Annotated in this window: 11 protein-coding genes, 1 tRNA gene and 1 pseudogene; 7 read left to right on the forward strand and 6 right to left on the reverse strand. The window is 55.1% G+C overall.

Features of this window, described 5'->3' with window-relative positions; all coding sequences use genetic code 11:
* The 4 genes from LC094_RS05990 (at position 1) to LC094_RS06005 (ending at position 3,343) form a co-directional block, all read left to right on the forward strand.
* Entirely contained in the window at positions 1-360 is a 360-nt protein-coding gene (locus tag LC094_RS05990; protein WP_226550858.1) for a tail fiber assembly protein, read from the forward strand.
* Positions 361-423: 63 nt separating this feature from the next.
* Positions 424-1,158: a lysozyme gene (locus LC094_RS05995; RefSeq protein ID WP_226550859.1), complete on the forward strand. Its 735-nt coding sequence runs from the start codon at positions 424-426 to the stop codon at positions 1,156-1,158.
* A gap of 303 nt (positions 1,159-1,461) precedes the next feature.
* Entirely contained in the window at positions 1,462-1,623 is a 162-nt protein-coding gene (locus tag LC094_RS06000; protein WP_226550860.1) for a hypothetical protein, read from the forward strand.
* Between the two features lie 1,477 nt (positions 1,624-3,100).
* Positions 3,101-3,343 (forward strand): hypothetical protein, encoded by a 243-nt coding sequence (locus LC094_RS06005; RefSeq protein ID WP_226550861.1) that lies wholly within the window; start codon positions 3,101-3,103, stop codon positions 3,341-3,343.
* Between the two features lie 724 nt (positions 3,344-4,067).
* On the opposite strand, the pseudogene LC094_RS06010 reads toward LC094_RS06005, so the two are convergent.
* Positions 4,068-5,333 (reverse strand): annotated as a pseudogene (locus tag LC094_RS06010) (IS3 family transposase).
* Positions 5,334-5,673: 340 nt separating this feature from the next.
* Here LC094_RS06010 and LC094_RS06015 point away from each other — a divergent pair.
* Together LC094_RS06015 and LC094_RS06020 are read left to right on the forward strand one after the other, a co-directional pair.
* Positions 5,674-8,085, forward strand: coding sequence for a calcium-binding protein (locus LC094_RS06015; RefSeq protein WP_226550862.1), 2,412 nt, complete (start codon positions 5,674-5,676; stop codon positions 8,083-8,085).
* A 467-nt stretch (positions 8,086-8,552) separates the two neighbouring features.
* A tRNA-OTHER gene (locus LC094_RS06020) sits at positions 8,553-8,615 on the forward strand.
* Positions 8,616-8,734: 119 nt separating this feature from the next.
* Here the strand turns inward: LC094_RS06020 and LC094_RS06025 are convergent.
* Entirely contained in the window at positions 8,735-9,799 is a 1,065-nt protein-coding gene (locus LC094_RS06025) for an alpha/beta hydrolase family protein (protein ID WP_226550863.1), read from the reverse strand.
* Between the two features lie 112 nt (positions 9,800-9,911).
* Here LC094_RS06025 and LC094_RS06030 point away from each other — a divergent pair, with 112 nt between their 5' ends.
* Entirely contained in the window at positions 9,912-10,919 is a 1,008-nt protein-coding gene (locus tag LC094_RS06030; protein WP_226550864.1) for a helix-turn-helix domain-containing protein, read from the forward strand.
* 134 nt (positions 10,920-11,053) lie between these two features.
* Here the strand turns inward: LC094_RS06030 and LC094_RS21675 are convergent, their stop codons facing one another.
* The 4 genes from LC094_RS21675 to LC094_RS06050 form a co-directional block, all read right to left on the reverse strand.
* A complete protein-coding gene (locus LC094_RS21675) occupies positions 11,054-11,185 on the reverse strand; it encodes an arginase family protein (protein WP_226551013.1) in 132 nt (43 codons plus the stop codon).
* Entirely contained in the window at positions 11,182-11,595 is a 414-nt protein-coding gene (locus tag LC094_RS06040; protein ID WP_226550865.1) for an arginase family protein, read from the reverse strand. Before LC094_RS06040 ends, LC094_RS21675 begins: the two co-directional genes overlap by 4 nt.
* Before the next feature lie 365 nt (positions 11,596-11,960).
* Positions 11,961-12,821, reverse strand: coding sequence for a pyridoxal kinase (pdxY, locus tag LC094_RS06045; protein ID WP_226550866.1), 861 nt, complete (start codon positions 12,819-12,821; stop codon positions 11,961-11,963).
* The gene (locus tag LC094_RS06050) at positions 12,818-13,504 is read right to left on the reverse strand and encodes an MOSC domain-containing protein (RefSeq protein ID WP_226550867.1); all 687 of its coding nucleotides are present in this window, start codon (positions 13,502-13,504) and stop codon (positions 12,818-12,820) included. Before LC094_RS06050 ends, pdxY begins: the two co-directional genes overlap by 4 nt.
* Positions 13,505-13,594: the final 90 nt, after the last annotated feature.

The raw sequence follows: 13,594 nt of genomic DNA on the forward strand, positions 1-13,594 counted from the left end.
ATGGCACACATCGGATTTTATCATCCCGAGCGCGGGTACTGGCAGGCGACATCTGAGCCGAGCGAAGAGGTCCGAGCGACCTATCCAGAGGGGACGGTTCGGGTTCAAATCAAGCCCGGCGCGGATTATCACTGGCAGGATGGCGAATGGGTTTTTGTGGCACCGGCGCGCGATGATCTTTTGATCGGAATTCGCGCCACACGCACGTCTCTTCTGGTCGCTTCCGACTGGACACAGATGCCGGACAGCCCGCTTTCCGCAGCCGAGAAATCCGTCTGGGCGACGTACCGCCAAGCGTTGCGTGACATTACGGAATCCGAAGACCTGAGTGCCGTGGTCTGGCCCACGGCGCCCACCTGATCTCACCCACAAAACAGCAATACGAGCCGCCTTCGGGCGGCTTTTTTATGACTTGAGGACACAATGAGCAAACTTGAACACATCGCCTCGACGAAGGCCGCTTTGACCGTTTCGGGCGGCTCGATGGCCTGGCCTTTTCTCGTCCCGTCACCGGACCAATATGCCAGCTTTTTGAACCTGATTGTGGTGCCGACCATCGGTGCGCTGATTGCCGTGGTCACCTTTTTGATCAAGTGGCGGCAATTTTGGCGCGGGCGGGCGTCGGGGTTTCATAAGGATGAAAGCGGTGCGGTCGGAAAGCGTGGCCTGATTGTCGGCGGTGTTTTGACCGCAGCACTGGCAAGCGGGCAGTGGGCCTATACCTCCGCATGGGAGGGCTACGAGAATTGCGTTTATCTCGACAGCGGTGGTTACCCGACGGTTGGTGTCGGACACATGGACCCATCGCTTGAACTGGGCGCGTGCTATTCCGACGCCCAGATCGAGGCGTGGTTCTGGCAGGATATGGAATGGAAAGTGGATCGACCTCTGAGCCGCTGCATCAGCCACCAAAGCCTGCCTGAGAATACCGTCATGGCGGTGCGCGACTGGACGTTCAATGTCGGGGCAGGGGCGGCCTGTGGCTCAACACTGGTACGTCTTTTGAACGCCGGGAAGGTCAAGGAGGCCTGCGAGGAATTGCCGCGCTGGGTGTTCGTCAAAGGCTTCATCGTGCGCGGCCTTGAAAACCGCCGCTGGCGAGGCTTGCCCGGCATGCCGCCGTCAAACCGGGCGCTTTGCCTGTCGGGTTTGGTGTGATGTCCCGGTTGTGGGCAAAGATCGTCACGCCGCTTGTTCTCGCGCTTGCTGTGGTCGTTCTATCCCTCGGCGGGTGGGCTTGGTGGCTGCAACTGGGCAATGCGTCTCTCAGGCAAGATTTGCGGGGTCTGCGCACGGATTTGGCCACGCAGACCGCTCTTGCATCTTCCAACGCCACGCGCCTCGGCAACTGTCGGGCGCTCGTGTCCATCAAAAGTGAGGTATCCCATGCTGCGGACGATGACCTTTCCAACCGTCTTTCTCGTCCTTAGCGGGTGCTGGGATACACGAGAAGCAATCACTGTGCCGGATACAGAAGTGAATTTCTGCGAGGTGGTTCAGGGTGAGAAGCTGTTTCAGCCGGAGACCGCGTTGGCGATTGTGAACACGGATCGCGCTGTGGCGGAGCAGGTCGAAACAGAGAACGAGGTGTGGCGGAAAGAGTGTCGAGTGAGCGTCGAGTAGACGATTTTCGAGGCTCACACCTTCACATTTTGTTCTTGTTATGTCTCTGTGAGACATTTCAAATAACATTATGTTTTAAATGAATATCGCATGAATTCAAAATCCCCCGGCTTTGCGGCCTTACCGGTTCGAGGCCGGCCACGGGTACCAATTTGGACAAGAGGTTCTCCACCAAAGCCCGAAGTGTGAGCGCATGTTGCTCACACAGGCGACGCCCACTTTCCTGTTTCGTTGTGATTTTGTTCTGCTTGGTGATTTGGGTTGGGAGTTGAGTAGAGGTTGGGGCAGAGAAGGTCGGCTCAGGGCCGATACCGAAGTTCCTTCAGTTTGGGTGGGAAGCGGTCATCTTCTGTACTGAGCATGAATAATCGCAAAAGGGCTGATGTCGTTTCTAAAATTTGCAGCTCAGTTACTTTTTATTAACCAACCTGCGCTTAAGCTGAACTTGGCTCAAGCAGTGCCCACTAAACCTATCAACTTACCAATCCTAAAGCTCTACGATTTCGAAAACTGAAAAAACTTCGATTGCATTCGCGTCGAAGTTTTTCGGCATGGAAAATGTTTCTTCTTCAGGTTGAGTAACGACTTGTTAACCAACATCTGTTCATGCTGAGAGGAAGCGGGAGAAGAAAGACAATTGGCAGGCAAAAAGTTTTTCTTATACTCGTCTTGATATGCGGGCTGGTCGGTTCCTCCCTATTGGTCGGCAGACTGATAGCTGTTCAGTCATTCGCGAGCATCGCGACATATCTCACGCTGGTAATTGTTACTGGTTTAGCTGTGTTCATTTACAACAGGTACTTTGGGGAGGGAAATGAATGACGATCTCGGAGCATCCAAATTTGAAGAGCGTCTATGCGGATGCTTTGGTCCTTAGTCGGGACGAGACCCAATCGCTCAATATGCGCCGAGCCGCATTGCGACTTGTTTTGGCAATCCGTATGGAAGTTGGTGAAGACCGCTTGAGTGAAAAGTCATCCTTCGATCAAAGGAGCTGCTCCACGGCTCTAGATCGGGTTCTTTTCCACAAATGATTTCCACAAGATAATCCACATGCAATTCGGGTTCTCGAGCGTTTTGTTAATCATCTGGTAACCAATTTGAACGAAATCTTACGCTGAAATTATCTATGGAGGATGTATGTTTAAGATATTGCAAAGTGCTGCCGCAAATTGGTCGGTTAGTCAGGGTAATTTTGCAGACCGTCTCCGTTTCATTAAGGCCCATCCTGAAGTTGTGTGGAAGGATGTCCGCAACATTGCATCGGCAGCACTATGTCGAGCTACGGGCTAAACTTCGTTTCCCCAAATAGCTCTCCACCAAATGCCAGCGAAAGCGCGTGAAAATGGTGGTTTTTCGCCGCATCTAGCCTAGCTAAGAGCGAGAAATCGCGCACGAAACTGCCCATACTCTTCATTTAACTTTTTGTTAAGGGACTCGGCGCGCAATAGTCATATCCCAAACACGGAGGCTTACCGTGAATATTCAGACACTTTTACTGACCAACCCCCTTCAAGAAGGGGCGGAGAAGGCTCAACAGCCCCCATCTCCTTCACCGCTGCGAATTGAGCTGGCAACCTACCGCAACCAGCTTTTAACAGCTTTTTCTGACGCCGACATTTCGGGATTTGAAGCCACAAAAATGGCTTTGGCTGAAATGCTACGCGAGGTGGAAGAGGAACTTAGAGACGTGAGGGCGCGGGAACAACAGAAAGTGTAAATAGTTGCTGCGCCAGCGTCTGAAGTTCGTAATGCCTGCTACACATGTCGTAAAAGACAACTTTCTCAATGGCCTTCTGCTGTTTTGGTCAAGGTATAAGGCCACATGTTGGAGATCACCGGCGGACTAAATGGCTTGAGGTCGGTCAATCTCTGCACGGGGTAGGTATGATCGTAAAGGGCTGACGCCGTTGCTAGAATTTGCAGGTAAGTCACCCTTTATTAACCAGCTCGCGTCGAAGATTCTCGGTATGCAATAAGCTCCCCTTTAATTTGAGAAGCGCGTTGTTAAGCAATTTGTGCTCACGCATAGATCAATCAGGGAAAGCAAACAATGAGCAGGCAAAAAGTTTTTCTTATACTCGTCTTGATATGCGGGCCGGTCGGTTCCTTCCTATTGGTCGGCAGACTGATAGCTATTCATCTAATTCCTTCACAATGTTAGGCGCCAATTAAATAATTATTCGTACCTTTCTGCTAGCTAGAAAAAAACGATTAGGAGTAAGCATGCGGAAAGATATATCTAAAAAGGCGAGGCAACGCAGCCGCAATGAATTGTTTCTTTTGCTTATGGAATTTGATTTTGACAATCCTGTGTTTCCAGTCAAAAGAAAACCAAAAGCACCTAGCGTAAAGGCGAAAATAGCTCTTATGTTCCAGAATGACGAATTTATTTTTTGAACAAGTGAGCTACTTCCCAATGTTTGGACAGGATCTGGCGTAAATTAAGCTACTCGTCGCACCTGCTGATCGGGTTGGGTTTCGTTATTTCTCGGCCAATAGGTCACGGCTGGTGGCCGACCGCCAAGGGCTGAGTGTGGGCGAGAAGGTCATCCATTTTTGGATGCCCGCCTTTGCCTCCGAGCCGGTTTCCCAAGCATGCAGGTAGACACATTCGTATTTCAGAGTTCACCACAACCTCTCAATGAAGATGTTGTCGAGGGACCGGACTCTCCCATCCATTGAGATACGCACGCCAGACCGCCGCAACCGATCCGTCCAGGCGAAGGACGTAAACTGGCTTCCCTGATCTGCATTCATGATCCCGGGCACGCCAAATTTGTGGATGGCTTCGTTCAAAGCGTCGACGCGGAATTGGGCTTCCAACGTATTCGAGATCCGCCAGTACAGAACTTTGCGGGTGTGCCAGTTCATGATCGCCACGAGGTAGAGGAACCCGCGGCGCATGGGCAGATAGGTAATATCCGAGCTCCAGACCTCGCTCGGACGCTCCATCCGCAGACCTCTCAGCAGACGAGCCTTGTGCGCCATTGGTTCAAGCACAATGGCGAGTGATAGGTCTTGTGCCCTTTCGCCGGCCTACTGGTATTGGGCTTTTGGTAGATCGGCATCAGCCCCATCAGGCGCATCAGCCGCCGTATCCGTTTCTCGTTCACCAAATGGCCGTCGTTGCGCAAATGCCAAGTCATCTGGCGGACACCGAAGAACGGCGTTTCTAGGTCCGCAGGACACTCATCAATCCGCCGCATCAAGTCGTGGTTCTGCTCCGTCTCTCCCTTGGGAGTGGAGTAGAAGGACGAACGCGCGATCGACAGCAGCTTGCACTGCTGACCGATGGACAACGCCGAATTGGCCGGCTCAATCATGCTGCGCCTCACTTGCCGATCCATGGTTTGAGCTTTCTGGACAAAGTTAAGTGGGGCCCTGGCCCCAGTGGGGCCGCGTAAGCCCCCGTACCGTTGGCCACAGCGTTCGCCTGTTCTCTCGAACCGATGGCGTTCACAGATTCACCGCACGATCTTGGCGTGAAGCTTCTTCACACGCTCTTCGTCAATCTCGGAGGCTTTCTTGCCCCCACGCTCAAACACACCGGAAGAGCCCTCCAACAGCGCACGTTTCCATTGATGGATCATCGTCGGATGCACCCCAAACCGGCTTGCCAGTTCGGCGGCAGTCTCCTCATCCTTCAGGGCTTCAAGCGCCACCATCGCCTTAAACTCGGGCTCGTGTTGTTTCCGTTTCGACATCATTCGACCATTGTCCTCGGACCAATGGCGGACAAGGTCTCATTCTCCTTCTCGTCGAAGATCAGCAGACTGCAAATCGTAGCTTGCGTCACTGTCCGAATTTCGGGGGGCTAGCTCAACCCAACCTGATCAGCAGGGACAGAGAGTAGCTTAATTTACGCCAGATACTGTCCAACGGATGGGGAGTAGCTCAGTTCAAAATTATTCAGCCTTTTAATGGCTCGCTACATTTTTGCCATATCGTAGAAAGTATTTCTTAAACACATCTAGGTACCCTCCAAGCAGCTATTCCGACACGAAGCAATATTCGCCCAATGCTTCAACGACTAAGGATCTAGGTACCATGACGAGCTTTTCTCTCCCTGGCCAAGTTACTGAGGCTTCTTCTGCAGCTGAGATTACGAAGGCGCATTTTCAAAGTGTACTGGTAAACAAATACGTGTTTCAAGATTCAGAAGATCGTCTCGAACAAGGAACCGTCTTTGATGAGGGTGTAGATACCTTGGGAATTTCTTCAATTCGTTTCCCTGGTGGCACAGAAGCTTGGGATGGATCGTTCGATTTCCGGAATCCGGATGATGTTGCCAGACTTTATGCTGTCATTGACTACTGTGCTAGTCAAAATATCACCTTACAGTTCACTGTTCCCGTACGTTGGTTTTTGTCTTCAGACTTGGATTCCACAGGACAAAGAACCGTACAAATCTCCGATTCAGATGCTGCCGCGCTGGCATCATTCATTGAAGAAGATCTCATGGGCTACGCTGCCAGCGTAGGTGTGACTGTTGAGAACATAAAGCTAGGTAATGAATTTCTTGCTTCAGCGGACGGAACAAGTGTTGGCATGGATCTCTCAAGCATGTCTCCGGAGGAATATGGCGCTGCCGCGAGTGCTGTAGCGATCATTGTCGGTGAAGCCTTAGAGAGCTTTTCAAGCAACAATTCCCTGTCTGGGTTCTATGATCAGCCGGATATTGTTCTTGAGATGCCTAATTGGACTGGTGGTATCGACAGGATGCTGGCTAGCTTCGACACAAACGCAATCGAGTATATTGGAGCTGTTGATACTCATGCACCACATTCCAGCCTTGAAGCTAGCATGGATGAGTTGCTCGGTACAAACGCCAGCAGCACAACTTGGTACGATAATGATTCTGTAGCAGAGCGCCTTGAAATTCTTATTTCGTATATGGAGGAAGCTAGCTCTGAGTACGGCTTCGGCGAATTGAACTATTTGAATGAGGCATGGGCTGTAGAGGAAGCTGGGTTAGACCACCTAACTCAAGCCATTTTGACATTCCATTCCATGTCGCTCAGCGGGGTTGAATCAGCCACGCTTTGGACGGCGTTCTCAGGCGGAGATTATACGACAAAGTCTGCTGCGTTTACGGACAATAATGATGGCAGAGTTCGTTTGTTGGGCGAACTGATGATTCAAATGCAAAGCCATGTGACAGGAATGAAAGCTGTCGAATTAGACATGGGAATGAGTGGCGCAGAAGAACTTGAGCAAGATTATATTGTACGAGCTTTTGTCGATGAGCAGGGTAGGGCAGTCATTTATGTAATGAACCATCAATCTGATGAAGATCAAATCGATCTTGACCTGACGGAATTTCTCAGCTCCGTGCCAGGTTTTTCATCTGGGCTGGATGATATTGAAGTCGTGAAATTTGGAGCTGCGAAAGGCGCTTATGATAGTTTCTATAAAAGTTCTGATATGGAGAAATATGGTAGTGAAATCCTTGGAGTTGATCCGATAGTTGATGGCATTACTCTCGGGGCATACGAAGTCTTGCAGATTACCGTTACGAGCAATGGAGAATTCGCTACAGATGGTGATGACACAATCATTATCGACGGGGATGAGAGTGCATGGATTTTCGGATATGCAGGAGATGATGTAATAGAAACCGGCAGTGGCGCAGATATAATTGATGCGGGCGCGGGAAATGACGTCATTGATGCAGGTGGAGGTAGTGACTTTATCGTTGCAGGGGAGGGTGATGACATTGTCACCGGAGGCTACGGTATGGACGAGGTCTATCTTGGCGACGGTGACGACACATTTTACGACGAAATTAATCAAACAAATGTGTGGGGAAATGACTTCGTCGATGCCGGAGACGGCAACGATACCATTTTCGGCGGAGGTGGGGATGATACCTTTTACGGTGGTAACGGCAACGATTACATCGAAGGTGGGACTGGAAATGACACCATTCAGGGAGACTCGGGAAATGACACCATCTATGGCGGGAATGGGTCTGATTACATTCTAGGTGGAGAGGGAAACGATACAATTGACGGCGGGGCACACGCGGACACAATTCTCGCCGGGGATGGAGACGATGTCGTGGTAGGTGGTTTTGGCAAGGACATCGTCTATCTTGGCGATGGTAACGATGTGTTTTTGGACCATGCACAAAAAGGGCGATACGGTCGGGACATCGTTCACGGTGGCGCGGGAGATGATGAAATTCACTTGGGCGGGGGGAATGATGTTGCCAGTGGCGGTGAGGGCGCAGACGTTTTCATTTTTTCTGGCGTCATAGAAAATGATCGTATCACAGACTTTGTGATCGACGAAGGAGATCTGATCGACCTAAGCGATTATAATTTATCCGGCATGTCGGACCTCACAATAGGTCAAGATGAGTACGGAAATGCGCAAATAATCCTTGATGGATATGGAACCGTGACTTTCGACAATCTTACCATGGGAGACATATCTGCCGATATGTTTCTGTTTTGACAAAAGTCAGTTCAACGCACCCCTTCCCTTTGTGAGGAGCGCTACCAATGTCTGTAATTGGACCGGAAGCAACTGGCGAAGTCCGAAACTGCATGCCAAGAGAAGTATCCGTTTCTGCGCATAGCTGCCATTGACGCAATCCACAGCAAAGGTCTGCACGCCGCCCCTAGACATACTTTGCTCTTCCCTTCTCAAAAGGCCCCGGATCATCCTGTTGCAATCCAAAATCAACCACTTTTCGCCGTAGTGCCTATTGAAATTGTTAATGGTTAGCGACAGGCGCACTTTATTTGTTTGGCGTCTCCCTAAAATCCAGACAGTTCTGTGCTCTCAAAGGGGCTATAGAAATAGAATAATTATATGTAGGCGGCGTCGTCACAGTTACTGGTACGTGTAACTGATACTAGCACTTCTAAATCTTTCAGTGCGTGATCAAAACAAGTATAAATATCGAACTTTTGGAGGACATAGGCTATAAATCTGCCCTCCGAAGGCAGAGGCCAGAGGTTCGAATCCTCTTGGGTGCGCCATTACTCTCGAAATTCCAGACTGTTAAATGACGTTTCTGATGCGTGTGCCTCTGCATCGCGAGACAGGCCTGCCCACTTGGGCCCCTTCCACGGTCAGGCCGCGAAAGGGGTGTCTGGCGCTAGAGATCCAGGAACTGCGCGATGGCCGCGAGGGAGGCGTTATGGGCCGTCGCGCGGTCCCAGTCTTCGGGGTCGTCGCAAATCGGGTCTTCGCCTTCTTCGATCAGCAATTGCGCCGCATGATCCTTGCAGAGCGGAAGAAAGGAATAGTGGTGGGCATTGGGAATGATCGTGTGCTCGACTTGGGCGAGCATATCGACCAGCCCGCTGCCTTCCGTGCGGACATCGGTTGTGGGCCAGGGAAAGCTGTCGCCGAGGGACAAGAGCTGGATAGGCCGGTCGATTTTGGCGGCGCTTTCGGGGGTGGCCGCATAGGTCCAGCCGGGATCGACCGCAACGATGGCGGTGAACCGCGGGTCCGACATATTGGCGGAAAACTCGGGCGGCAGAGTGTCGAGATCGACGCCGCCGCGCATCAGGAACAGGCAATCTTGCGCCGTCTCTTTGAAGCGGGCGCAATAGTCCCGGTAGGCCTCCGGGTCGAGACGCAGACCGGCGAGGCCCAGCACCGTTGAGCCGCCGAGAGAGAAGCCGACGGCTGAAATTCTTCTGTTGTCGATATGCGGTGCGATCTGCGGGTCGAACAACACATGATCCAGCGCGGCGCTCATGTCTGCGGCCCGTTCAGAGAGGCGCACGGTGCGGCGCGGGGAGCTGTCTCCGGTTGTCGTGCCGGGGTGGTTCAGAACCAGAACCATGGCGCCACGTTCCGCCAGCCCGGCCGCAAGCCAGGCGGTGCCATCGATGCTGCTGCCAGAACCATGGGACAGGACGATCAGCGGTAGCGTGCCCTCGGGAAGCGCCGCACCGAGATAGGCCTCGACCGGTTCGAAGACCAGACTGTCGCCGACGGAGGCGGCATAGGTCGCCCGGCCGGAGGGATACCAGATTCCCGCTGCGAGAGGCGCCGAACGGTGATCGGTTTTGACGTCGAAGCGGTCGAAGCCGATGGTGGGGGCCGCGGCACTGGGAGCTGTGACAGCGGGAGCTGCGACATCGGGACCTGTGACAGCGGGACCTGCGAGAGCGGCCATGAGGGGGACGGTAAGAAGCAAATGTTTCAAAGTATGTCTCCATGAGTGAGGGGATGGCCTTTTGTCCGTTCCAATCGCCATACTTGCGACCTGAAACCGGTTTGAGGTCGTGCAGGACGGGATATTGGACTAAGCGAATGCCATGTTGATGCTTCCGATTCCGCTTGTGGTCGCCCTGATCCTCGGCTTTCTCGCCTTGCGACATGCTCTTGCGGGCGACCGATCCGTGCTGTTTCTCGTGCTGCTCGCAAGCTGCGCGTTTCAGGCGCTGGTGATCTCCTTGACCCAACATTACGGGCTGGTCATGCTATGGCCCTTGCAGCTCCTTGCCGCCGTCGTCATGGCGCCGCTGGCGTGGCTGACATTTCAGACCGCTGTCTTGCGCCCGGTCGATCTTGGGCGTGATTGGGTCCATCTGCTTGGCCCTGTTTTCACCCTCTTTTGTGCCGCTTTCGCGGGGTCGACGCTGGACGTGGTTCTGCCGATGCTGTTCCTCGGCTATGGCGGGGCCATCCTGCTGTACCTGCGGGGCGATGAGGCTCTGCCGCTGGCGCGGCTCGGCGCGGGGCCGGTGCCCGCACGGATTTGGCAAGCCGTCGGTATTTTGCTGATCCTTTCGGCCCTGTCCGATATTCTGATCGCCCTTGCGCTTTGGGCCGGTCATGTCGCATGGCGGCCGCTGATCATCAGCATTTTCACCTCCTTCACCTTGCTTGGCATCGGTCTTTTGTCCCTCTCCCGAGACGCCGAGGGGGCGGCTCAGGAGAAGCCCGAGACTGACACCTCTGAGACGCCAGGCCCGACCGAGGAAGACGCCGCCCTGATCGCGCGTTTGGAGGTGCTGATGCAGGCCGAGCGTCTGCATCTGGACCCCGATTTGACATTGGCCCGTCTCGCCCGTCGGCTTCACGTGCCGATCAAACAGCTCTCAGTGGCGATCAACCGGATGACGGGAGAGAATGTCTCTCGCTATGTCAACGGATACCGCGTGCAGGCGGCCTGCACGGTGTTGCAAAAAGGCGAGACGGTGACCGAGGCCATGCTTGCGAGCGGGTTCAATACGAAATCGAACTTCAACCGGGAATTCTCGCGCGTCATGGGGCAGACGCCCTCCGCCTTTCTGCGCGCAGAGGGGGCCGGGAAGGGATGACGCCTTTTGCCATCAGCAAGGAAAAGAGGAGGCCAAAAGCTCAGACAAGCTTTTGGCTTTGTCTCGCCCTCTATGGGAGCGTCACGATCCTTTGCCGGTCTTCTCGTGATACATCGCGCCCAGAACATCGAGCGTCAGGCGCGCCGCCAGAAGCGAAATGATCCCGACGGATCATAGGGAGGCGAGACCTCGACGAAATCGACGCCAACAACATCGAACCGCGAGGCGATTTCGCGCAGGATGTCCTCGCCTTCGTAATAGCTCAGGCCGCCTCGTCATCCTTGCGGCTGACCGAGGCCATATTGTGCGGCGCCAGCGTGGTGATGCCGGTCACATGGGACATTTCCGACGCGCGCCGCATCGGGCTGCCGTGACCCCAGGAAATGCCATTGCGCTCGTCGATAAAGTCGAAATGCGCGTCGATATGGAGGAAGTGGAGCGGCGGCTCATCGGAGTATGCCGCCACGGGCGCCATGGTGATCGCATGATCGCCACCCAAAATGTAGGGCAGGGTGCCCTGATCCAAAAGCGCGCGCACCGCCTCGGTGGCATTGGCGAGGCTGCGTTTCGTGTCGGCATAGATGACATCGCTGTCGCCCGCGTCAACGATCCGCACCTCATCGGCGCTCAGATAGGTCACCTCATCCTCGAAATCGAACACGCCTTTGGGGGCCAAAGCTGTGGAACATCGAGGCCTCTCGGATCGCGCGCGGCCCAAATCGGGTGCCGACGCGATCGCTCGACGCCCGTGTCGATGGGCACGCCCAAAATGGCAACATCGGCACCTCTCAGCTGGCTCCAGTCCTCCTGCGCGGGGTCTCCGGCAAAGCTGATCAGCCCCACGGCAGGTTTTTGCGGTCGATACGACCGCGCGGCCGATTTTCCCGCCTTTTCCGCGTAGTCCTACGCGCGGGCCGGAGATGTGCGCCGGGCTTTTCTGCGCCGGGTCAGGACGACGCCGGCTGAATATCGCGAGCATTTTTGCCGATCCAAACTCCCTGCGCGCGTATAGCACCGGGAGAGCACCGGGAGTTGTGACGTCTACGGCGTCCGGCCGAGGGACAAAAGCGCCTGTCGGAAGTCCGCCTCGCTGAGCACCACCTCTCCGGCCCCCAGCGCCTGCGCATGGGCAAGGGCGCGGGAGGTCAGGGACTGCGCCGTTTCCACCGCCTCAACCAATGACTGCCCTCGGGCCAGCCCGGCCAAAATCAAGCCGCTGAACAGATCGCCGGTGCCGGGCAGCGCGCAGGGCAGATGCGCGGTCGGGTGGCGGCTCGGCGCGCTGTCTGTATGCGGGCCGCAAATGATGCTCTCGATCTGACCCGGTTGTGTGGTGTCCAGAATACAGCCGGTCGCGATCAGATGTGCGTCATCGCGGATGTTGAGATCGCGCCTTGCGGCCTCGACATCTTGCACGGTCGCGATCTGCCGCCCGGTGAGCCAGCCAAGCTCGAACGGGTTCGGCGTCGCGATGTCCGCCAGCGGCAAGAGACGCTTGCGCATGACCTCGGCGATGGGTTGGGGCACGTAAAGACCGGGGCCGCTGTCCCCCAGCACCGGGTCGCAGAGATAGGTCAGCGTCGGGTTCACCGCCTTGGCCTCGGCCACGAAATCCGCCACCATCTCGGCCACCTCAAGCGAACCGATGTAGCCCGTGACGATATAATCAGCCCGCGTGAGGAGGTCTCGTTCGCGCGCACCTTGCAACAGATCGGCAAAGAAATCGGGCGGCAAAGCGCGCCCGCGCAGCGTCGGGTAATCGGGGGTGTTCGAGTAGATCACGGTGGGGATCGCCGCAACCTGAAGACCTGCCGCCTGCATCGGGAAAAGCGCGGCGGAATTGCCGACGTGGCCGAAAACCACTTGGCTCTGGATCGAGATCACAAAGGGAGAAGGGGTCATGCCTTGCCGTCCAATCTTGGGCTCCAGTCCTCAACGCGCCGGTTCGCCAAGCGGCGGACGGCATATTTTCGCCAGCCGTCCGCCAGAACATCGAGCGCCGCGATGCCCTCCAGCTCCGACAGATTCATGCGGTCTACATAGAGCGCATGCCAGAGCCGGTGCAAGGTCCAGTCCGGCGCGACCCGATCGGTCAGTTCCAACCTGTCACCGGGCGCGACCGTGCCGGGCTGAAGAACACGGTAATACCAGCCGGTACGGCCCGTGTCTTGCACGCGTCGCGCCATGTCGGGGACATCGAACCGCCGGTTGAGCTTCCAACAGGGTTGGCGCCCTTGTGAGACCTGCACCACTGCGCTGCCCAGCCGAAAGATGTCGCCGACCGCGACGGTTGTCTCGGTCGGCCCCTCGGTCGAGATGTTTTCGCCAAAGCCGCCCGGGGCCTCGAGCGCCGGAAGCGCGCCAAGTTCCGAACGCCACAGCGCATAATGTTCGTGCGGATAGTGGTGGACGGCCTTTTCAGGGCCGCCATGGACACGAAGGTCGGCCTGTTCGTCGCTCTCAAAGCCGTTGGGGTCGAGTTTCAACGGGCGCTCGACACAGGTCTTGATGATGCCGCTGGGGGTCTCCGTGCCGGAAAGCGGTGCAATCCGGCCGGTCATGAGGGTGATGGGGGACGGGGTCATGGGAGCCTCTTGTCTTTTTCTCCTCTTTGGCGACAATTTGGCCTGTCTAAAAGTGCCAGTATGAATGAAAGAGATAGGCCGGTTTCTAGG

Origin of the sequence: Celeribacter naphthalenivorans (genome assembly GCF_020524585.1) — a bacterium.
GTDB classification, from domain to species: domain Bacteria; phylum Pseudomonadota; class Alphaproteobacteria; order Rhodobacterales; family Rhodobacteraceae; genus Celeribacter; species Celeribacter naphthalenivorans.

What these genes read in the sequence shown, in the direction of transcription:
- LC094_RS05990 (WP_226550858.1), top strand. Translation starts at nt 1, where the DNA reads ATGGCACACATCGGATTTTATCATCCCGAGCGCGGGTACTGGCAGGCG.
- LC094_RS05995 (WP_226550859.1), top strand. Translation starts at nt 424, where the DNA reads ATGAGCAAACTTGAACACATCGCCTCGACGAAGGCCGCTTTGACCGTT.
- LC094_RS06015 (WP_226550862.1), top strand. Translation starts at nt 5,674, where the DNA reads ATGACGAGCTTTTCTCTCCCTGGCCAAGTTACTGAGGCTTCTTCTGCA.
- LC094_RS06030 (WP_226550864.1), top strand. Translation starts at nt 9,912, where the DNA reads ATGTTGATGCTTCCGATTCCGCTTGTGGTCGCCCTGATCCTCGGCTTT.
- pdxY (WP_226550866.1), bottom strand. Translation starts at nt 12,821, where the DNA reads ATGACCCCTTCTCCCTTTGTGATCTCGATCCAGAGCCAAGTGGTTTTC.
- LC094_RS06050 (WP_226550867.1), bottom strand. Translation starts at nt 13,504, where the DNA reads ATGACCCCGTCCCCCATCACCCTCATGACCGGCCGGATTGCACCGCTT.